Origin of the sequence: Serratia sp. MF1(2023), assembly GCF_030954545.1 — a bacterium.
GTDB classification, from domain to species: Bacteria; Pseudomonadota; Gammaproteobacteria; order Enterobacterales; family Enterobacteriaceae; genus Serratia; species Serratia sarumanii.
On sequence record NZ_JAVHUX010000018.1, the window covers coordinates 129,959 to 150,486 of the forward strand.

The following is a 20,528-nucleotide window of genomic DNA, read 5'->3' on the forward strand; positions in this document are numbered from 1 at the left end:
GCCGCCTCCCTTAGCGTTGGAATGGATAGATGGAACCGAGGCCGAGGATCGACGTCAGCGAATCCAGCGCCTCGCGCCCTTCGCGCAGCAGCAGCGGATCGGCCAGGTCATCCTGCGTCAGGCGATCGCGGTAATGACGATCCACCCATTCGTTCAGCGTCGCAAACAGCCGCTCGTTCATCATCACGCGCGGATTGACCGCTCTCAACTCTTGTTCGTTGAGCGCCACCCGCAGCCGCAGGCAGGCCGGGCCGCCGCCGTTGCGCATGCTTTCGCGCAGGTCGAACACGCGGATTTCATCGATCGGGCCGCCGCTGCCGACCATGTCGTTCAGATAACGCCACACGCCGGCGTGCTGACGCGACTCTTCCGGCACCACGATCATCATCCTGCCGTTCGGTTTGGTAAGAATTTGGCTATTGAACAGGTAGGTCGCCACCGCGTCCGCCACCGAAACGCGCTCGGTCGGCACCTCGATCGCCACCAGCTCGCTGTCCAGCGTCGCCATCTTGCGGCGCACTTCATCCAGCGCCTGCTGCTGGCGGTGAAACGCCTGCTGGTGGTGGAACAGTACATTTTGGTTGCTGACCGCAATCACGTCGTTATGGAACACGCCCTGATCGATCACCGCCGGGTTTTGCTGCACAAAGACCGTATGCTGCTCGTCCAACTGGTGCAGGCGAGCGATCGCCTCACCGGCTTCGCGCGTCTGGCGCGCCGGATAACGCGCCGGCGCCGTTTCGCCGCCGAACTCCTGCCGACCGTAGACGAACACCTGCACGCTGCGCTTGGCGTAGTCGCCGCCCAAACGGTTGTGGTTGGCGGCCCCTTCGTCGCCGAACAACGCCACCTGCGGCAACGCCTCGTGGTGGGCGAAATGCCGATCGTCGCTGAACATCGCCCGCAATACGGCGGTGGTGGTTTCCGCTTCGATGGCGCGGTGGAATTTGTTGTTCAGGTTGGCGGCGGTGAAATGCACCTTGCCGTCGGCGCTGTCCGCCGAAGGCGACACGGTGGCCGCATTGGCGGTCCACATGCACGACGCCGAGCTGAGCGCCGACAGCAGGCGCGGCGACTGGCGCATCGCCTGCGCCAGCACCGCCTCATCGCTGCCGCTGAAACCCAGGCGCCGCAGCATCGGCAAGTGCGGCCGCTCCTGCGGCGGCAATACCCCTTGCTGGAAACCGAGATCGGCCAGCGCCTTCATTTTCAGCAAACCTTGTTTCGCCGCCAGCTTCGGGTTAGATACGCTGTTTTGGTGCTGCGTCGAGGCCTCATTGCCGAACGACAGCCCGGCATAGTGGTGCGTCGGCCCCACCAAACCGTCGAAATTGACTTCATATCCTGACATGGCTATCCCCTGGGGATGGTCTGCGGCGGCGCCATCGCGCCGCCGCAGACGATTAACGGAACGACAAGCCCGGCGAGAGCGTCGCCGGCAGCGACAGGCTTTCGCTTTCCAGCGAAGCCATCGGCCAGGCGCAATAGTCCGCCGCATAGAAGGCGCTTGGGCGATGGTTGCCGGAGGCCCCCACGCCACCGAACGGCGCCGCGCTGGACGCCCCGGTCAGCGGCTTGTTCCAGTTGACGATGCCGGCGCGCGCTTCCAGCAGCAAGCGCTCGAACAACTCGCGCTGCGGCGATACCAGCCCCACCGACAGGCCGTAGCGCGTCCGGTTGGCGAGCTGTAGCGCTTCGTCGAAATCGCGGTAACGCACGATGGTGGTCAAGGGGCCGAAATACTCTTCGTCCGGTACGCCGGCCACGCCGGTCAGATCGACGATGCCCGGGCTGAGCAGCGAACTGCCCGGTTCCAGCAAGCGCATGCTCAGCAGCGATTTGCCGCCCAGCGCCAGCAAGCGCTGCTGCGCGTTCAGCATGTTTTCCGCCGCGGCTGCCGACACCACCCCGCCCATGAACGGCTGCGGTTCGGCATCCCAGCGGCCGACGCGCAGTTCACCCGCCACCTGGACCAAACGTTCGATAAAGGCGTCTCCTTCCGCCCCCTGCTTCACCAGAATACGGCGTGAACAGGTGCAGCGTTGGCCGGCGGAGATAAACGCCGATTGGATAGCCAGGTTGACCGCCGCATCGCGATCGTCAAAACCGTCGACGATCAGCGCGTTGTTGCCGCCCATCTCCAACGCCAGGATCTTCTCCGGCTGCCCCGCCAATTGGCGATGCAGGTGATAGCCGGTGCCGGCGCTGCCGGTGAACAGCAGGCCGTCGATATCCGCACTGGACGCCAGCGCTTCGCCGGTCTCGCGGCCGCCTTGCACCAGGTTGATCACCCCGTTCGGCAGGCCGGCCTGCAGCCACAGCTTCAGGGTCTCCTCGGCGGTCAGCGGCGTCAGCTCGCTCGGTTTGAATACCACGCAGTTGCCGGCCAACAGCGCCGGCACGATATGGCCGTTCGGCAGATGGCCGGGGAAGTTGTAAGGCCCGAACACCGCCAGCACGCCGTGCGGACGATGGCGCAGCACCGAAGCGCCGTCGGCCATCGCCGTCTGGCTAAAGCCGGTGCGCGTCTGATAGGCCTGCAGCGAAATGCCCACCTTGCCGATCATCGCCTGAATTTCGGTCAGCGTTTCCCAGCGCGGTTTGCCGGTCTCGCGGCTGATGGTTTCCGCCAGCGACTGCTTGTGTTCTTCCAGCAAGGCGGCGAAGCGTCTTACCAGCTGTTCGCGCTGCTCGAACGGCGTACGCGCCCAGGCCGGGAACGCGGCGCGCGCGGCCTCGCAGGCGGCGGCGACGTCGTCGGTATCGGCGGCGTTGGCGCGCCACAGCGGCTGGTTGCCGACCGGATCGGCCTTGCCGAACTCGGCGCCGCGGCCCTGCCGCCAGACGCCGTTAATCAACAGTGCAGGATGAGACATCATGCTTTCTCCTGTGCAATAAGGGGGAGCACCCGCACCGGGCTGCCCTGTTCGACGCCCAGCGCCGCGGCGGTGGCGGCGTTGATATGCAGGCGGTCGTCATACAGATCGGCATTGACCAACAGTGCGCGGTAGTGCTGATAGTTGTCGTTGGCCACCAGATGCACCGGCGCATCGGCGCGCATCGGCGTGTCATCCAGCACCACTTTCACCAGGCGGCTCTGCTTCACCGCGCGGATGTGGTCGATCTCGGCTTCCAGCGTCGGGCCGCCGTCGAAGATATCGACGTAGCCCTGATAGCTCAGGCCTTCCGCCTCCAGCAACCGGCGCGCCGGCAGGGTTTGCGGATGCACTTCGCCGATCACTTTCTGCGCGTCTTCGGCCAGGAAATCGACATACAACGGGTGTTTCGGCATCAGTTCGGCGATAAACGCCTTTTGCCCGGTGCCGCTCAGGTAGTCCGCCTTGGCGAACTCGATGGAGAAGAAATGGCGCCCGACGCTCTCCCAGAACGGCGAACGGCCGTTTTCATCGGAGAAACCGCGCATCTCGGCGATCAGGCGCTGGGAGAAACGTTCGCGGAACGCGGCAATAAACAGGAAACGCACCTTCGACAGCAGCTTGCCGTTCTCGCCGTGACGATAATCCGGATCGAGGAACAGCGTGCACAGCTCCGAATGGCCGGTATGGTCGTTGCTGAGGAACAGCGTCGGCACCGATTTATAGACGTTCAGCTGTTTGGAAGCGTGCACCTGCGTGCCGACGCGGAAGCTGTACCAGGGTTCCGCCAGGCCGACGGCCACTTCGATCGCGCAGACCCCGACCACCTGACGGCGCTCGCTGTCTTCCAACACGAACAGATAACACTGGTCACTTTGCGGAAGTTCGCCTTGCCAGGTTTTTAACGCCCGCTCAATGCGTGCCGACAGGGTATCTTCATTTTGCGGCAGTGAAGTGAGACCGATGCCGGATTTACCGGCCAGCGTCAATAAATCCGCCAAATCGCGACGCTCTATAGGGCGAATAATCATCATAATGCGAACCTCTTCTGAATCAGGCTGCGCCGGTGAAGGCGCAGCCCGCTGATTAGCTGCAAATGCGCGCCACGGCGCGCGCGAATCGCGCCAGCCCCTCTTTCACATCCTGCTCAGGGATGATCAGCGACGGCGTGAAACGCACCACGTCCGGGCCGGCGATCAGCGCGATAACGCCTTCTTCGTTGGCCAGTTGGGTGATCTGCTTCGCTTTGCCGGCATAGTCTTTCGTCAATTGGCAGCCGATCAGCAAACCGCCGCCGCGAATGTCGGCGAAGATCGGGTACTGACGGTTGATGTCGTTCAACCCGTCGATAAACCACTGGTGACGCTGTTTCACGCCCTCCAGCACTTCCGGGGTGTTGATGATGGAGAACACCGTCCCCGCCACCGCCGTCGCCAGCGGGTTGCCGCCGTAGGTGGTGCCGTGGGTGCCGACGCCCAGCGTTTTCGCCAGCGCATCGGTGGTCAGCATGGCGCCGATCGGGAAACCGCCGCCCAGCGCTTTGGCGGTGGTCAGCACGTCCGGCACCACGCCGTACTGCATGTAGGCATACAGGTGGCCGGTGCGGCCGACGCCGGTCTGCACTTCGTCGAAGATCAGCAGCGCATTATGGCGATCGCACAGCTCACGCAGCCCCTGCAGGAAACTGGCTTCCGCCGGCAGCACGCCGCCCTCGCCCTGGATCGGCTCGACGATCACCGCGCAGGTGCGATCGTTGATAAGCTCGGCCGCCGCGGCCAGATCGTTGTACGGCGTATGGGTGATGCCGCCCGGCAGCGGCGCAAAGTCCTGCGAGTATTTTGGCTGGCCGCCGGCGGACACGGTAAACAGCGTGCGGCCGTGGAACGCGTTGTTGAACGCCACAATCTGATCTTTACCGGCGCCGTGCTGGTCGTGCGCATGCTTGCGCGCCAGTTTCAGCGCCGCTTCGTTGGCTTCAGCGCCCGAGTTGCAGAAGAACACCTTGTCGGCGAAGGTGGCGTCGATCAATTTTTTGGCCAGGCGCAGCACCGGTTCGTTGGTATAGCCATTGCCCAGATGCCACAGTTTGCCCGCCTGCTCCACCAGCGCCGCCTTGACCGCCGGGTGCGCATGCCCCAACGCGTTAACCGCGATGCCGCCGGCAAAGTCGATGTAAGACTTACCCTGCTGATCCCACACCTGCGAGCCTTCTCCCCGCACCAGAATAAAATCGGCAGGGGCATAAACCGGGACCATCCAGTCATCGAAAGACTGGCGGGTAACTGCGATTGGCTGTTCCATAGTGACCTCATAATCTCAGCAAAGGCTGAATTTTGACTGTAAGAGCCGCTCAGGCCCGGCTAGGCCGCCACACTGCAAAAAAACCGTTGTTCAACACCGACTTTCACGGCGGAGAAAATACTGCCCCTTACCGCTGATTTAGAAACAAATCTGTTACATAAAATCGGTTTTTCACTATTTATGGCGTATATCCGGTCCCTGAGCGGGGAGTAAATGTTAACGAGCAGTTAAAATACATGTCGTTTGATAAAGAGTGTAGAGCAGCTATCGTGCCAAAACGGGATTTTTACCGGATTTTGCTATTTTTGACGTTAAAACAACGGCTTATATTGAATAATTATTCATTTTCTATGCATTGGTAATGCATAAATTAAAAAATAAGGCCTAAAATCATCATTGCGCGCGAAATCCTATTCAATTGCGAAAAACTTCAGGATTTCTGATCGGGCTCGCAAAAATAATTTCGCCCGATTTGCTCGCTATCACACTTTTTGCCCCCAGCGGGTGCAGCGGTGCGCCAGAATGGTGCATCGCGGCAGCGACGCGAGACCCCACCGGCCAAAAGGGGCCACGCGGGCCGCGGCTCCTGCTTTGTGCGCCAGCGACTACACTGTGATCCTGACCGCCCCTTATCTTCTGCGCACAAGGAGTCACCATGCCCAAGAAAACCGCCGATCTCAGCCAGCCGCACGCCCAACACGACATCCGCGCGTTTCTCGACGCGCTGAATGCCGGCGGCGGTAAACCTATGGAACAGATGAAGCCCAAAGAGGCGCGCAGGGTGTTGGAGGACGCGCAACGCAGCGTCGAGGTGCCGCTGCGCGAGGTCGAGATCAGCGAGAAAACCATTCACGTAGAAGGTCAGGATATTCTGCTGCAGCTGGTGCGGCCGGCCAGGGTCAAAGAGGCGCTGCCGGTATTCATGTTCTTCCACGGCGGTGGCTGGGTGCTGGGCGATTTTCCCACCCATGAACGGCTGGTGCGCGATCTGGTGCACAGCTCAGGTGCGGCGGCGGTGTTCGTCAATTATCCCCGCTCACCGGAGGTGCGCTACCCTGAGGCGATCAACCTGGCTTACGCCGCCACCGAATGGGTGGCCGAGTACGGCGAGAAGATCAACGTCGACGGCACGCGGCTGGCGGTGGTCGGCAACAGCGCCGGCGGCAATATGGCGGCGGTGGTCAGCCTGATGGCCAAACAGAAAGGCATACCGGCGCTGCGTTGCCAGATCCTGCTGTGGCCCGTCACCCGCGCCCAGTTTGATACCGATTCCTATCATCAGTTTGCCGAAGGCCATTTCCTGACCCGCAACATGATGAAGTGGTTTTGGGACAGCTACGCGCCCGATAAGGCGCAGCGCAAAGACATCTACGCCTCGCCGCTCAACGCCACGCCGGACCAGCTGCGGGGGTTGCCGCCGGCGCTGGTGCAAACCGCCGAGCTGGACGTACTGCGCGATGAGGGCGAAGCCTACGCGCGTCTGCTCGATGCCGCCGGCGTCGAGGTCACCTCCACCCGCTATAACGGGCTGATCCACGACTACGGTCTGTTGAATCCGCTCGCCCACGTCCCGGCGGTGCATTCGGCGATCCACCAGGCCGGGCGCGCGTTGAAGCACTATCTGTCCTGACGCCAGGTGTGCCGTTCAGCCTGCCGCCGCCAGCCCCCGGATAAGCTTGGCTAAGGTTTTGATCGCCTCTTCAAAGCGGTCGTTCCATTCAAAAGAGGCGTTGAGACGGAAGCAGTGGTTGAAATGGTCGCCGGTTGTGAACATGCGCCCCGGCGCGATGCTGATGCCCCGGGAAAGGGCCCGCCGGTACAGTTCCATCGACGACAGCGCCGGATCCAGCTCCAGCCACAGGAAATAACCGCCGTCGGGCTGGCTGACCTTCACCGTCGGCGGGAAATGGTGGGCGATCGCCTGACGCATCGCGCTTTGGCGCTGGGCCAGCAGGCGCCGCAACCGCCGCAGATGGGTATCGTAGCCGCCGTGCAGCAGATAATCCGCCAGCGCCATCTGGGTCGGCACGCTGGTGGAAACGGTGCTCATCAGCTGCAAACGCTGGATCTGCTGCGCATAACGCCCCGCCGCCACCCAGCCGACGCGAAAGCCCGGCGCCAGGCATTTGGAAAACGACGAGCAGTGCAGGATCTGGCCGCCGCTGTCGAGCGCCTTGGCCGGCAGCGGCCGTTCCGCGCTGAAGTACAGTTCGCCGTAGACGTCGTCTTCAATCAGCGAGATCTGCCGTTCGCGCAGCAGCGTCACCAGCCGTTGCTTGTTGGCTTCCGGCAGGGTGGCGCCCTGCGGGTTCTGGAAATGGGTCATCAGCCAGCAGGCTTTGATCGGATACTGGTCCACCGCCTGCTGCAGCGCGTCCAGATCGATGCCGTCCTGCGGATGGGTGGCGATCGCCACCGCCTTTAACCGCAGCCGTTCCAGCGCCTGCAGCGCGCCGTAAAACGCCGGCGATTCGATCGCCACATAGTCGCCCGGCTGGGTCACCGCCTGCAGGCTGAGGCTGAGCGACTCCATCGCCCCGGCGGTGATGACGATTTCGTCCGGCGCGACCTGCATGCCGCTCAGCGCATAGCGTTGGGCGATGTGCCGCCGCAGCGCGTCGTTGCCCGGCGGCAGGTTGGCCAGCGAACTGTGCGGCGTGAACTTGCGCGCCACGCTGCTCAGCGCGCGCGCCAGCTTCGGCTGGGCGAACAGCGTGGCGTCGGGAAAGGCCGAACCGAAAGGCACGATATCCGGATCCTTGCAGGCCTGCAGCACGTCGAAAATAAAGGCGTTGATGTCCACCTGCTCGCTCAGCAACAGCTTCTCGCCGCGCGAAGGCTGGGGCAGCGGCTGCGGGCGCGCCGCCACGTAGTAGCCCGACTGCGGCCGGGCGACGATCCACCCCTGGCTCTCCAGCAGTTGGTAAGACTGCACCACCGTCATCAGGCTCAATCCGGCGCGTTTGCCGCTCTCGCGCAGCGAAGGCAGCTTGTCGCCCGCCCGCCACACCCGGTTCTGGATCTGTTCTCTAATCTGCTGCGCAAGCTGCTCGTATCGGGTCATAACCATTAACTGTTATATGAAAAAGTAAAATAACTGTCACTATTATAGTCACTGTACTCCGTGCTTAACTTAACGCCAAGTATTTCACATAAAAATGACAGCTATACTCAAGAGGTTAATTTATGTTCAACCCTAGGAGGCGCCATGCTGGGTCTTGATGCACTGGAACTCGCCAGAATACAGTTCGCCTTCACCGTGTCTTTCCATATCATCTTCCCCGCCATCACCATCGGTTTAGCCAGCTATCTGGCGGTGCTGGAAGGATTATGGTTGAAAACGCACAATGAAGCCTACCGTGAGCTTTACCACTTCTGGTCAAAGATTTTCGCCGTCAACTTCGGCATGGGCGTGGTGTCCGGGCTGGTGATGGCCTATCAGTTCGGCACCAACTGGAGCTTCTTCTCCGAGTTCGCCGGCAGCATTACCGGGCCGCTGCTGACCTATGAAGTGCTGACCGCCTTCTTCCTCGAAGCCGGTTTCCTCGGCGTAATGCTGTTCGGCTGGAACCGCGTCGGCCCCGGCCTGCACTTCTTCGCCACCTGCATGGTGGCGCTCGGCACGCTGATCTCCACCTTCTGGATCCTGGCTTCCAACAGCTGGATGCAGACGCCACAGGGGCATGAAATCATCAACGGCCAGGTGGTACCGGTCGACTGGCTGAAGGTGATCTTCAACCCGTCCTTCCCGTACCGCCTGCTGCACATGTCCACCGCCGCCTTCCTCTCCTCGGCGTTCTTCGTCGGCGCCTCCGCCGCCTGGCACCTGCTGCGCGGCCGCGATACCCCGGCGATGCGCAAAATGCTGTCGATGGCGATGTGGATGGCGCTGATCGTCGCGCCGGTGCAGGCGCTGATCGGCGATGCGCATGGCCTGAATACGCTGAAACACCAGCCGGCGAAGATCGCCGCCATCGAAGGCCACTGGGAAAACCCGCCGGGCGAAGCCACGCCGCTGATCCTGGTCGGCTGGCCGGACATGGAGCGCGAAGAGACCCGCTTCAAGCTGGAAGTACCGTACCTCGGCAGCCTGATCCTGACCCACAGCCTGACCGAACAGGTGCCGGCGCTCAAATCCTTCCCGCCGGAAGATCGCCCCAACTCCACCGTGGTGTTCTGGTCGTTCCGCATCATGGTCGGGCTGGGCATGCTGATGATCCTGGCCGGGGTGTGGAGCCTGTGGCTGCGCTGGCGCGGCGGGCTGTATCAGTCGCGTCCGTTCCTGTACTTCATCCTGTGGATGGGTCCTTCCGGGCTGCTGGCGCTGCTGGCGGGCTGGTTCACCACCGAGATCGGCCGCCAGCCGTGGGTGGTGTACGGCCTGCTGCGCACCAAGGACGCGGTCTCCGCGCACGGCGATCTGCACATGAGCATCAGCCTGCTGGCGTTCATCATCGTCTACTGCTCGGTGTTCGGCGTGGGCTATTCCTACATGATGCGCCTGATCCGCAAAGGGCCGCAGCCGCATGAACACCAAGAAGACAATACCGAGGGCCGGCCGGCGCGTCCGCTGTCCGCGGTCAACGACACTCTGGACGACAGGAGCTGAACATGGGCATCGATCTTCCGCTGATTTGGTTTGTGATCATCGTGTTCAGCACCATGATGTACGTGGTGATGGACGGTTTCGACCTGGGCATCGGCATCCTGTTTCCGTGGGTGAAAGAGAGCGGCGACCGCGATCTGATGATGAACACCGTCGCCCCGGTGTGGGACGGCAATGAGACCTGGCTGGTGCTGGGCGGTGCGGCGCTGTTCGGCGCTTTCCCGCTGGCCTACTCGGTGATCCTCGACGCGCTGGCGATCCCGCTGACGCTGATGCTGATCGGGCTGATTTTCCGCGGCGTGGCCTTCGAGTTTCGCTTCAAGGCGACGCCGGAGAAACGCCATATCTGGGACAAGGCGTTCATCTGGGGCTCAATCTTCGCCACCTTCAGCCAGGGGGTGGTGGTGGGCGCCGTGATCAATGGCTTCCCGGTCGAAGGCCGCACCTACGCCGGCGGCGCACTGGACTGGCTGACGCCGTTCGCGCTGTTCTGCGGGCTGGGGCTGGTGGTGACCTACGCCCTGCTAGGCTGCACCTGGCTGGTGATGAAAACCGTCGGTGACCTGCAGGCGCGCATGTATCATCTGGCGACGCCGCTGCTGGCGATCCTGTTGCTGGTGCTGGCCGCGGTCAGTATCTGGACGCCGATCGCGCATCCTGAAATCGCCGCCCGCTGGTTTACGCTGCCGAATTTGTTCTGGCTGCTGCCGGTGCCGGTGCTGGTGCTGCTCAGCGCCTGGGGAATTCAACGCGGGGTGAAACGCGGCGCGCACTACTCGCCGTTCATGCTGACGCTGCTGCTGGTGTTCCTCGGCCTGAGCGGGCTTGGCATCAGCATCTGGCCGCACCTGATCCCACCGGCCATCAGCCTTTGGGACGCCGCCGCCCCGCCGCAGAGCCTCGGCTTTATGCTGGTGGGCGCGCTGTTCATCATCCCGATCATTCTGGTCTACACCTTCTGGAGCTACTACGTGTTCCGCGGCAAGATCAGCCATGAACACGGCTATCACTGAGAAGGGAGGACGCTATGCAAGATAAAACGGCAACCGCCGCGCCGGCGCCCTGGTGGAAACGCATCGGTTGGCTGGTGATCATCTGGAGCGCCAGCGTGCTGGGGCTGTTCGTGGTCGCCTCGCTGTTCCGCCTGCTGATGACCGCGGCGGGCATGAAGTCGCATTGACGCGGCGCCTTATCTGGCCGCGCTGGTGGGAAAGTAGAAGGAAACCACCAGCGTGACCAGCGGCAAGGCGCCGATCTTCACCAGTTCGAACGCTTGCCTCAGCGCTTCATTTTTGTCCCAATACGCGTGGGCGGCGAATACGCCCACGCTGACCGAGAATATCCCGCACAATACCTGGCGCGCCAGGCGCAGACGCTCCATTTCGTCGAAGACCAACACCTGCTCCAGATAAACCTGGCTGGCCTCATCGCGCAGATTACGGCTTTCGATGTTCATGGGAAGATCTCCACGACCCGCCCCACCGCTTCAAGCTGTTCACCCTTCTCCCGTACAATGCCAAGAGAAGTACCATCCTGTTTCATCCAGTACTTATCGGCAAGGGTAATCAGTGCAAACGCCATTTTGATTACCTCGGTTTTTTCCATCCCATGACGCCGGGCAATATCGTTCAGATCATCATCAATTTTGTTCGATAACCGAATAGGCAAGCTGCGCATAGTCCACCTCCTGTGGCCGTTGATTCACAGGAGGAAAGTCTACTGGAAGGGCAACTATCGTTCAATTAGTGAACTGCGTAACGCCTCGCACAATCCGCATGCAACGCTAATGCGGTTTGCGCCCCATCGCGCTGAGGAAGCGCTGCTGCAGGCGCAACAGCTCCTCCAACTCCAGCAGGCGGTAGTCGATGCCGAAACGCGGCGCTACCTCGCCGATGATGCGGCTCAGCGCCGGGTAATGGCGGTGGCTCCAGTGCGGGAACAGATGATGCGTCAAATGCAGGTTCGCCCCGCCGAGCCAGTATCCCAGCCAACGCGGCCGGGTCAGCCAGTCGAAGGTGGTGGCGAACACATGGTGATACCAGCCGTGCGGCATCGCACCCTGCGCCGGCGCCTGGTAAAAATTGGCCTTGGCCCAGTGGGTGCCGATGATCAACATCACGAACAGCAATGAAGAAAGCATCTGGCTCAGCAAATAGACCAGCAGGATTTGCCCGATGCCGATGGCTGGCGGCAGTAGCCAGCACGGGATCGCCAGCGCCAGCAGCAGGTGCGCCGCCTTGCCCGCCAGAAATCCGCACCAGCCGCGCACGCCCTGCTGCGCCATGCGTGCCGCCACGCGGGTGCGGCCCGCACGATCCAGCCAGTCGAACAGCCAGATGTAGTACGGGAACGTCAGCGCCGCCACCAGCGGCCAATAGTAGCGCTGGGCGCGCATAAAGGGCCGCCAGCGCTGGAACGGCGTTTGCCGCAGCACGCCGTTGGCGTCGATGTCGGGGTCGTAATGTTCGATATTGTTATGGGCATGGTGGAACAGCACGTGCCGCACGCGCCAGCAGTCGGGATCCAGCCCCAGCGGCACGCTCACCAGGGCGTTCAGCCAGCGGTTGGCCCAGGGCCGACGGAAAAACGCGTTATGCGAGGCATCGTGCACCACGTTCACCGTCAGGAACATGCCGATAAAGATAAAACCGAAGTAGCAAGCGAAAAACGCCCAGCCGTTTTGCTGCTGCAGGCTCAGCCCGTAACACAGGCCGCACAGCGCCAGCAGCAGCGCCACCTTCGCCAGCATGCCGCCGTCGGCGAAGCGGTGATCGCCGTTGGCCGCCAGATAATGCTGGGCGGCCTGCATCAGCGCGCGATGTAGCCCGCCGTCGTCGCGCCGATAGGCTAACGGGCGCAGCGCTTTCATGGCTGCCCCATAAGGCGCAAGAAGCGCTGTTGCTGCGCCAGCAGTTCGCGATAGCCGATGCAGCGATATGCCATGCCGTGCCGCTGAGCCACTTCCGCCAGCGCGGCGGCCAGCGCCGGATAGTGGCGGTGATTCCAGCCGGGAAACAGGTGGTGGGTCAGGTGATAGTTCAGCCCGCCGGTCAGGTGTTCCAGCCAGCGCGGCTCGGGCTGCCAATCGCAGGCGGTGGCGAAATTGTGCTGGTACCAACCGTGCGGCATGCTGTCGCCCGCCGGCGCCGGATAGAACTCGGCCTGCGCCCAGTGGGTGCCCAGCAGCAGGAACACCACCAGCAGCGAGGCAAACATCTGGCTGAGCGCGTAAGCCAACAGCACCCAGCCCCAACCGATGCCGTGCAGGTGGCACAGGATCAGCGGCACCACCAGCACCAGCGCCACATGAAGCAATTTGCACAGCACGAACAGCGTCCAACCGCCGCGTCCCGCCAGCACGCGTTTTTCCCGCAGCGGCGTTTTATCGAGCCGATCGGACCAATCGAAAATCCACGCGATGTAGGGCAGCGAGAGCGCGGCGATCAGCGGCCAGTACAGATGCTGATAGCGCATATGCGGCCGCCAGCGCTGGAACGGCGTCTGGCGGAAAAAGCCGTTCTCTTCGGTGTCCAGATCGTAGTGTTCGACGTTGGCGTAAACGTGGTGGTAATCCACGTGGCGCGTGCGCCAGTAGTCCGGATCGACGCCCAGCGGCAGCGTCACCAGCCGCCCCGCCAGGCGATTGGCCCAGGGCGCGCGCAAGAAGGCGTTATGCGAAGCATCGTGGTTGACGTTGACGTTGAGCAGCATGCCCATGGCCACGAACAGGAAATAGCAGAGGAAAAACGCCCAGGGCTGGTGCTGCAGCAGGCTCAGGGCATAAAACCCGACGCACAGCGCCAGCAACAGTGCGGCCTTGGCCAATCGCGCGGCATCGGCATAGCGATGATCGCCCGCCAGGCAGGCGTGCGCCGCGCGCTTGAGATCGCGGTGAAACGCCTGCTCGCCATCGGCAGGGAAACGCAGCGGCGGTAATGAGTCAGCCATGCGGTTCCTCCACGGCGGCCGGCGCGGCCACTCGCCCCCAGCCCAGCGCCACGCACAGGGCATGCAGCGCCACGGCGGCCATGGCGATATGCCAATAGCGCTGCTGCCAGCCAAGATAGCCGATAAACAGCAGCGGCATACCCAGCGCGATCAGCAGCCAGACGGCGCTCGCCCACGGCCGCCCTTCCGTCATGCCGCCCAGCGCTACCGAGCCCAACGCCAGCAGCACCAGCAGCGCCATTTGCGGCCAGCTGATGTCGCCGTAGCCGTAACCGTATTGGTAGACGTAACCGACCACCAACGAGAACAGCAGCATGGCGCCGCTGAAGACGCTGAGCGCCGAACGGCGGTCGCGCGGCCGGCCCGGCGCCGGGCGCCATGCCAGACGGAAATAGCGCAGAAACGGCAGATTGCTCGCCCAGAACGGGTTGGCGGACGGCCGATCGCCGCTGACGCCGTAGCTGAACGGCGTGGTCGGCAACGCCGGGCAGAACGTGCCGAACAGCTTGTCCCAGAAGATAAAGCTGCCGCCGAAGTTCTTATTGGAATACGCCATGTCCTTGACGTGGTGCACCCGGTGGTGCGCCGGCGTGACCAGGATTTTTTCCAGCACGCCCAGCTTTGGCGTCAGCGCATTGTGGTTAAACAGCTGAATGCTGTAGTGAAAAATCGACACCGTGACGAACACCGACAGCGGCACGCCCGCCAGCGCCAGCAGCAAAAAGAACGGGATCGACGTCAACGACGAATACCAGGAGTTGCGCACCCCCAGCGACAGGTTGAAGTGCTCCCCCTGGTGGTGCACCACGTGTACCGCCCACAGCACGCGGAAGCGGTGGTGCAGGCGATGCAGCCAGTAGAAACCGAAGTCCCACGCCAGCAGGGCGAACAGCCACATCAGCAGCGGTGGCCAGGCGTCCAGCAGCCCCAGGCTGAAATGCGCGGCCACGTAGCCGTAGCAGGTGATCTCCAGCCCGCGGAACAGCCACAACATGATATGGCCGGAGTTCAGGTTAAATACCAGATCGTGCCAGTTGACCGGCTCACGGCGCCCCCACTGCAGCGCCACCGCCTCGGCCACCACGATGAACAGCATGAACACTATCGGCAACGCCAGATCGCTCATCCCATTTCTCCTTTAACCACCCGCCGGCGCAGGGTCTTGATGCGCAGGGCCAAACAGCCGGCGCACAGCGCCAGCAGCGCGCCACCGGCCAGATCGACAAACAAATGGCGGCGCAGTTGCAGAATGGAGAACGCGATCGCCACGCCCCACAGCATCCACAGCGCCGTCCGCACTTTGCGCTCGCCGTCGCTCAACGCCCACACCGCCAGCACCGTCAGCGCCATATGCAACGAAGGCAGGCAGTTCTGCGGCGAATCCACCTGGGTTAACGCCGCCAGCAGCTGCGCGCTGATCCCAACGCCATCGTTCCGCGGATAGGCCATGGTGGTCGGCCACAGCAGGTAAACTGCTCCGGCGCCCAGCGCCGTCAGCTGCATTGCCAGCGTCAGCCATTTGATTCGCTGCAGCGGCGCCAGCAAATAGCCCGCCGGGACGATGAGGAAGAACGACAGGTAAAGCCAAATGGCCGCCGGGCTGAACGGGATCGCCCGGTCAAGCGCCGACGGCGGCAACAAAGTTCCCGCCCCCTGCAGGCGATCGGTCAGGCTATACACCACCCCGACCGTCCCCCAGCCGAGCAACATGTGCCCTAGCCTGAACAGCGTATTTTTCATGCTTCCTCCGCCTGGCGCACGATGCGCCGCCGCTTGCGATCGAACTGCGGCAACACCGCCTGCGCCGTCAACCGCCATTCGAGCCGATCGGTGGCGATGCCCTGGCGAGCGAACAGCGCGATCAGCTGCGCCTGGCAGTGCGCCAACGCCGCCGGGCTGCAATCGGCGATCAACTCCAGCCGGTGCTCGCCGCGCTGGATCAGGCGGTAATCGCTGGTCAGCGGCAGCGCATTGGCAATCGTCCGGCTGCAGGCATCGGCGAACACCGCCTGCGGTTGCCGCTGCGCATCGGGCAGCATCAGCTGATCGTCGCGCCGCCCTTCGATACGCGCGATCGCGCGCGTCGGCTGCCCGCACGGGCAGGGTTCCTTGCGCAGCACCAGCACATCGTCCAGCCGATAACGCACGATCGGCTGCGTGCTGCGGGTGAAATCAGTGATCAGCGGCGTGAAACGCAGTTCGTCGATCCACTGCGGTTCGATATGCAAAAACTCTTCGTTCAGATGCAGGGTGCCGTGCGCGCAGGTCGCGGCCAGGAACCCCTCGGTGGCCTGATACACTTCGCCGACCGCCGGAAACACCTGCATCAGCAGGCGGCGATCCTGTTCTTCCAATACCTCGGCGACCGAAATCACTTTTTTGACCGGCAGCTTCACCTGCCCGGCCAGCACCGCCAGCGCCAGGGCGCGCAGCACCTGCGCCGGCGCCACGATGATGCTGGGCGCCTGCCGTTCCAGCGCGGGCAGATGCTCGCTGAACGGCGCCAGTAAATCGTAAAACGCCAGGCTCAGCCAACGGTTGTTTACGCTGTGATAGAGATTATTGTCCGCCCGCAGAAACAACGCGACGCGCTCACCGGCCAGCAGCCCGTCCGGCAGCATCTTCGCCAGCATGCCGCCGGCCCACACCTGCTGTTCGCGCGGGCTGACGACAAACACGCCGCGCTGCCCGGAGGTGCCGGACGACAATCCGACGCTGTAGCGGCCGATCTTCGGCGTGAAATCGCGATCCGCCTCGCTGCGCTGCGCGCAGGCCAGCACCGCCTCCCGGCTCAGCCCGGCGGTATTCATCCGGTCGAACTGCGCCATCATCAGCGCCTTGTCCATCTGCGGCCATTCGGCGAACGGCCGGCGGCTGAAGCGCTGAAAATAGGGGCTCTTGCTCAGCACCCGGCGGGCAAAGCCCGCGAGCTGCCGAGCCTGATGCGCCTCCAGCGCCGCACGATCGCCAAAGCGCAGGCGCCGGGCGCGGAAGTAGTGCCACAGGGTCATGAAAGGGATCACAGGTCCCCCTCGTGGCACAGCAAAATGTTGACCTGGCCGCCCGCCCACAGTTGGTTAAGCCGTTCCAGCGTGCGGGTGTACGCCGCCGCGTCGTCCATCACCAGATTGGCCAGGCGCGAAGGCCCGCGCAGCGTCTGGTAGCTCTGCGGCGACCAGGCGGCGTCGCTGGCCAACAGCGTCCAGCCGGCGTCGGTGAGAATAAAGGCGCCGATATGGCCGGCCGCATGCCCCGGCAGCGGCACCAGCACGATCTGCCCTTCGCTGCCCGGCAGCGCGTAACCGCGATCGAACGGCGCCAGCAGCGCGGGCAACGCCACCGAGGGAAAAGACTCCATAAACTGCAGGCGGCTCTCGAAATCCGCCGGAATCAGGCCGGGAATAAAGGCGCGCTTGAGCGCCGCGAAACCGCGCAGCCCGCGGGTTTGCTGCCAGCCTTCGCCGCAGCAAATAAAATCGAGGCGGCTGAAATCCTGCAGCCCGGCGATGTGATCCGCGTGAAAGTGCGAGACGATCAGCGCCTGGATGTCGCCTTCGGCGTAACCGGCTTCGCGCAGCTGATGCGCCAACGACTCGGCGGGATCGAAATAGACCGGCGTCATGCGGCGGTAAAGGCTGAACACCCCCGACTGCGTGTGCTGCTGAAAATAATGCGCATAGCCGGTATCCCACAGCCAGCGGCGCTCTCCCACCTCCAGCAGATAGGCGCGTGCCGGGAATTTACACACCCGGAACCCGGCGCCGCGCAGCGCCATGCAGCCGATATGCGTGCAATAGCCCACTTCAAATACGGTGACCTTAGCCATGCTGTATGCCTCCTTGCTGCCGCAGCCACTCGCCGGTCAGGCGGATCCCCTCTTCCATCGAGTAACGCGGCCGATAGCCCAGCTCTTCGATCGCGCGGGTCTGGCTCAGGGTCATGTCGAAATGCACCGCCGCCACGCTGTAGCGCGTCAGCGGCGGTTCTTTGCCGCTCAGGCTTGCCCACAGCTCCATGCCGCCGGCCAGCGCCTGCAGCAGCGGATACGGCACGGCCTGCAGCTGGTAACGCAGCCCCAGCTCCTGGCGCAGCAGCGCATCCAGCATCTCCGCCAGCCGCTGTGGTTGATGGTTGGTGATGTTATACACGGCGCCGGACGGCAATCCGCGCTGCCGGCTGGCCAGCTCCATGGCGTGCACCACGTTGGGAGCAAAGGTCAGATCCAGCAGCGCTTGCCCGCCGCCGGGCAGCCGCAGCACGCCGCGATCGCGTTCGAGCTGCTGCAACAGCCGCGGCACGATCACCCGATCGTGCGGGCCAAACAGGCCGCGCGGCCGCAGCATAATATAGGTGGTTTGCGGGTAGATCTTCGCCTGCGCCAACAGCCGCTGCTCGGCGGCGTGCTTGCTGGTGGCATAGTGATTGGCGAAGCGCCGGGCGCGATAACCCTCATCAAGATCGTAATGCGGCTGAAAATCGAAGTAGATTGCCGGCGTGGAGATATGCACGAAGCGCCGCACGCCGCAGCGCCCGGCCGCCTCCGCCAGTTTCTCCGTCGCCGCGGCGTTGATGCGGTGAAATTCCGCTTTGCTGCCCCAGGGCGAAGACTTGGCCGCACAGTGCCATACCCACTCGCAGTCGGTCACCAGCTCCCGGCACTGCTGCGGCGTGGCCTGCGCCAGATCGCGCGAGTAAAATTCAGCGCCCATCTGCCGCAACGCTTCGCCGGCCCGCTCATCGCGGCCGGTGGCGCGCACCTGATGCCCGGCCTCCAGCAACCACTGCGCCGCGTTGCGCCCCAGCCCGCTGGTCGCCCCGGTCACCAGCACCCTCATGGCAGCAACACCATGCCGGCCAGCGCCAGCCCGGCGGCGGTGCCGATCAGCATCACCGGCTGGCCGGGGTTAAAGCGCCCGGTGGTCACGGCGGCATGCAGCGCGGTCGGGATAGAGGCCGCCACCTGGTTGCCGTGATGGCGGTAGATGTCCACCAGCGCCTCGCTGGAGACGTGCAGCCGTTTGCGCATATGTTCGAGCGACAAATGGCTGGCCTGGTGCGGCACCACGGTGGCGATCTGCCCCAGGGTCAAGCCGCTGGCGCTCAGCAGCCGGTCGAGGTAGTCCTCAATCAGCGCCGATGCCTGACGGAACAGCGGCTTGCCCTGCATATGAAACAGGAAGTCCTGCTCGCACATCCCGGCACGCGGGTTGCGGCGCGTGCCGCCGGCGCGGATCTCGCACAGTTCGCTGCCGGCGGGATAGGTTTCCACCAGGCTGGCGAGGATGCCGCCTGTGCCGTCACCGCGCTCCACGATGGCGCAGGCGGCGCCGTCGCCGAAGATCAGCGACGACTCTTCGTGCTGCCAGTCGATGCCGCGCGAAGCGAGATCCGCCGAGACGATGGCGATACGCCGATACGTCCCGGCGTTCAACAGCCCCGCCGCCACCTGCAGCGCAGAGATAAAACTGACGCAGCTGCTGTTGATGTCGAAGCCCGGCGTACCCGGCGCCAATCCGGCGATCTTGAGAATATGCGCGGCAGAGCACGGCAGCGCCTGTACCGCTATCGCCGAAGCGGAGATCAGCAGGTCAATCGAAGCGGCCGGAATAGTGCTGCGGGCCAGCGCGTTTTGCAGCGCGGCGGCGGCGAGCTCGGCCTGGCTGGCGTCGTCGTCGGCGTGATAGCGGTAAACGATGCCCGAGCGTTTTTCAACGTAGCCGGCCGGTTTCCCCAGGCGGGCATCGAGCGTAGAGGAGGCCACGCGGTTGGGCGGCAACGCGGCCCCGGTGGCGATGATTTTCAGAGGCAACAGCTCGGGTGAGCGACATTGTGTGGTCATTATTGTTATTGATTAACCTGACTATCCATAAAGCGATTCTCCCGCGCGGCGCGAAGGCCATGCGGATCATCCCCGGTTTTTATGTCCCAAAAGGCCTTTCATCAAGGCGCTATCTCTTGTTATCGGCTACCACGGGCCGACGTCCGTCGGCGCAAGCATAAGCGTAACATGACTGAGATAGTAAGTTTACGACAAGGCGGCGAGAATGGGCAGACGGCGGGGGAATTATCGGAATAGCGCCGCCGCTGGCGATCGGCGGCGGCGGCGGCGGGGTCAGGCTCAGCGGCGGTTGCGCACCAGCTGGTAACGGCGGGTCAGATACTCTACCGGCGCACTCCAGATATGCACCAGGCGGCAGAACGGGAACAGCACGAACAGCGTCATGCCCAGCACCATGTGCAGTTTGAAGATAATCGCCACGCCTTCCAGGTGCGCAGAGGCGCCGGCGTGGAACGTCACCACCGCCTGTGCCCAGGCCACCAGCTTCATCATTTCGCTGCCGTCCATATGCTGGGCGGAGAACGGAATGGTCAGCAGGCCGAGGCACACCTGCACCACCAGCAACGTCAGGATCATGATGTCGGCGAAGCTGCTGGTGGCGCGCACCCGCGGATTGGTCAACCGGCGCTTCAGCAACAGCGCACCGCCGATTAGCGTCATCAGGCCGCAGGCGCCGCCGGCGATCATCGCCAGCTTCTGCTTCACGTCGATCGGCAGGAAAGCCTCATACATCCAGTGTGGCGTCAGCATGCCGAGGAAATGGCCCGCGAAGATGCCGATAATGCCGATGTGAAACAGGTTGGACGCCAGCCGCATGCCCTTTTTATCCAGCATCTGGCTGGAGCCGGCGCGCCAGCTGTACTGCCCGTAGTCGTAACGCAACCAGCTGCCGATCAGGAATACCGCGCCGGCCAGATAAGGGTAAATATCGAAGAAGAACTGATTCAAAAATTGCATG

The 20,528-nt window shown here is 63.3% G+C and carries 20 protein-coding genes; 4 read left to right on the plus strand and 16 right to left on the minus strand.

Annotated elements, in window-relative coordinates; all coding sequences use genetic code 11:
* Positions 1-10 precede the first annotated feature (10 nt).
* Genes astB through REA38_RS10630 form a run of 4 tightly spaced genes read right to left on the minus strand, consistent with a single transcriptional unit; the run spans position 11 to position 5,177 of the window.
* Positions 11-1,351: an N-succinylarginine dihydrolase gene (gene astB, locus REA38_RS10615; protein ID WP_193146343.1), complete on the minus strand. Its 1,341-nt coding sequence runs from the start codon at positions 1,349-1,351 to the stop codon at positions 11-13.
* Positions 1,352-1,403: 52 nt separating this feature from the next.
* Positions 1,404-2,876, minus strand: coding sequence for a succinylglutamate-semialdehyde dehydrogenase (gene astD / locus REA38_RS10620; protein WP_103798923.1), 1,473 nt, complete (start codon positions 2,874-2,876; stop codon positions 1,404-1,406).
* Complete coding sequence (astA, locus tag REA38_RS10625) at positions 2,876-3,910, minus strand: arginine N-succinyltransferase (RefSeq protein WP_308885840.1); 1,035 nt, start codon at positions 3,908-3,910, stop codon at positions 2,876-2,878. The genes astD and astA overlap by 1 nt, the downstream gene beginning before the upstream one ends.
* Before the next feature lie 52 nt (positions 3,911-3,962).
* Positions 3,963-5,177: an aspartate aminotransferase family protein gene (locus REA38_RS10630; protein ID WP_033647702.1), complete on the minus strand. Its 1,215-nt coding sequence runs from the start codon at positions 5,175-5,177 to the stop codon at positions 3,963-3,965.
* A 655-nt stretch (positions 5,178-5,832) separates the two neighbouring features.
* Here REA38_RS10630 and REA38_RS10635 point away from each other — a divergent pair.
* Positions 5,833-6,807, plus strand: coding sequence for an alpha/beta hydrolase (locus REA38_RS10635; protein WP_308885841.1), 975 nt, complete (start codon positions 5,833-5,835; stop codon positions 6,805-6,807).
* Positions 6,808-6,822: 15 nt separating this feature from the next.
* Here REA38_RS10635 and REA38_RS10640 read toward each other — a convergent pair whose 3' ends face one another.
* Positions 6,823-8,241 (minus strand): PLP-dependent aminotransferase family protein, encoded by a 1,419-nt coding sequence (locus REA38_RS10640; protein ID WP_033647705.1) that lies wholly within the window; start codon positions 8,239-8,241, stop codon positions 6,823-6,825.
* Between the two features lie 144 nt (positions 8,242-8,385).
* On the opposite strand from REA38_RS10640, the gene REA38_RS10645 reads away from it, so the two are divergent.
* Genes REA38_RS10645 through REA38_RS10655 form a run of 3 tightly spaced genes read left to right on the plus strand, consistent with a single transcriptional unit; the run spans position 8,386 to position 10,963 of the window.
* Positions 8,386-9,786 carry a cytochrome ubiquinol oxidase subunit I gene (locus tag REA38_RS10645; protein WP_033647706.1) on the plus strand — a complete coding sequence of 467 codons (1,401 nt, stop codon included), beginning with the start codon at positions 8,386-8,388 and terminating at the stop codon, positions 9,784-9,786.
* Positions 9,787-9,788: 2 nt separating this feature from the next.
* Positions 9,789-10,796, plus strand: a complete 1,008-nt coding sequence (cydB, locus tag REA38_RS10650; RefSeq protein WP_308885842.1) for a cytochrome d ubiquinol oxidase subunit II — start codon at positions 9,789-9,791, stop codon at positions 10,794-10,796.
* Positions 10,797-10,810: 14 nt separating this feature from the next.
* Positions 10,811-10,963, plus strand: coding sequence for a DUF2474 domain-containing protein (locus tag REA38_RS10655; protein WP_071605360.1), 153 nt, complete (start codon positions 10,811-10,813; stop codon positions 10,961-10,963).
* 9 nt (positions 10,964-10,972) lie between these two features.
* Here the strand turns inward: REA38_RS10655 and REA38_RS10660 are convergent, their stop codons facing one another.
* From REA38_RS10660 to narI, 11 genes are all read right to left on the minus strand, one after another.
* Positions 10,973-11,239: a hypothetical protein gene (locus tag REA38_RS10660; RefSeq protein ID WP_308885843.1), complete on the minus strand. Its 267-nt coding sequence runs from the start codon at positions 11,237-11,239 to the stop codon at positions 10,973-10,975.
* Positions 11,236-11,460 (minus strand): hypothetical protein, encoded by a 225-nt coding sequence (locus REA38_RS10665; protein WP_025303190.1) that lies wholly within the window; start codon positions 11,458-11,460, stop codon positions 11,236-11,238. The genes REA38_RS10660 and REA38_RS10665 overlap by 4 nt, the downstream gene beginning before the upstream one ends.
* Before the next feature lie 106 nt (positions 11,461-11,566).
* Positions 11,567-12,652 carry an acyl-CoA desaturase gene (locus tag REA38_RS10670; protein ID WP_308885844.1) on the minus strand — a complete coding sequence of 362 codons (1,086 nt, stop codon included), beginning with the start codon at positions 12,650-12,652 and terminating at the stop codon, positions 11,567-11,569.
* The gene (locus REA38_RS10675; RefSeq protein ID WP_308885845.1) at positions 12,649-13,731 is read right to left on the minus strand and encodes an acyl-CoA desaturase; all 1,083 of its coding nucleotides are present in this window, start codon (positions 13,729-13,731) and stop codon (positions 12,649-12,651) included. Before REA38_RS10675 ends, REA38_RS10670 begins: the two co-directional genes overlap by 4 nt.
* On the minus strand, positions 13,724-14,857 hold the full coding sequence (locus REA38_RS10680) for a sterol desaturase family protein (protein ID WP_308885846.1): 1,134 nt from the start codon (positions 14,855-14,857) through the stop codon (positions 13,724-13,726). Before REA38_RS10680 ends, REA38_RS10675 begins: the two co-directional genes overlap by 8 nt.
* Entirely contained in the window at positions 14,854-15,471 is a 618-nt protein-coding gene (locus tag REA38_RS10685) for a phosphatase PAP2 family protein (RefSeq protein WP_308885847.1), read from the minus strand. The genes REA38_RS10680 and REA38_RS10685 overlap by 4 nt, the downstream gene beginning before the upstream one ends.
* Positions 15,468-16,754 (minus strand): F390 synthetase-related protein, encoded by a 1,287-nt coding sequence (locus tag REA38_RS10690; protein ID WP_039565606.1) that lies wholly within the window; start codon positions 16,752-16,754, stop codon positions 15,468-15,470. The genes REA38_RS10685 and REA38_RS10690 overlap by 4 nt, the downstream gene beginning before the upstream one ends.
* Entirely contained in the window at positions 16,751-17,557 is an 807-nt protein-coding gene (locus REA38_RS10695; protein WP_060443116.1) for an MBL fold metallo-hydrolase, read from the minus strand. Before REA38_RS10695 ends, REA38_RS10690 begins: the two co-directional genes overlap by 4 nt.
* Positions 17,550-18,566 (minus strand): NAD(P)-dependent oxidoreductase, encoded by a 1,017-nt coding sequence (locus REA38_RS10700; RefSeq protein ID WP_308885848.1) that lies wholly within the window; start codon positions 18,564-18,566, stop codon positions 17,550-17,552. Before REA38_RS10700 ends, REA38_RS10695 begins: the two co-directional genes overlap by 8 nt.
* Positions 18,563-19,570, minus strand: coding sequence for a 3-oxoacyl-[acyl-carrier-protein] synthase III C-terminal domain-containing protein (locus REA38_RS10705; protein ID WP_060423503.1), 1,008 nt, complete (start codon positions 19,568-19,570; stop codon positions 18,563-18,565). The genes REA38_RS10700 and REA38_RS10705 overlap by 4 nt, the downstream gene beginning before the upstream one ends.
* A gap of 279 nt (positions 19,571-19,849) precedes the next feature.
* The gene (narI, locus tag REA38_RS10710; protein ID WP_025303199.1) at positions 19,850-20,527 is read right to left on the minus strand and encodes a respiratory nitrate reductase subunit gamma; all 678 of its coding nucleotides are present in this window, start codon (positions 20,525-20,527) and stop codon (positions 19,850-19,852) included.
* Between the last annotated feature and the right edge of the window lies 1 nt (position 20,528).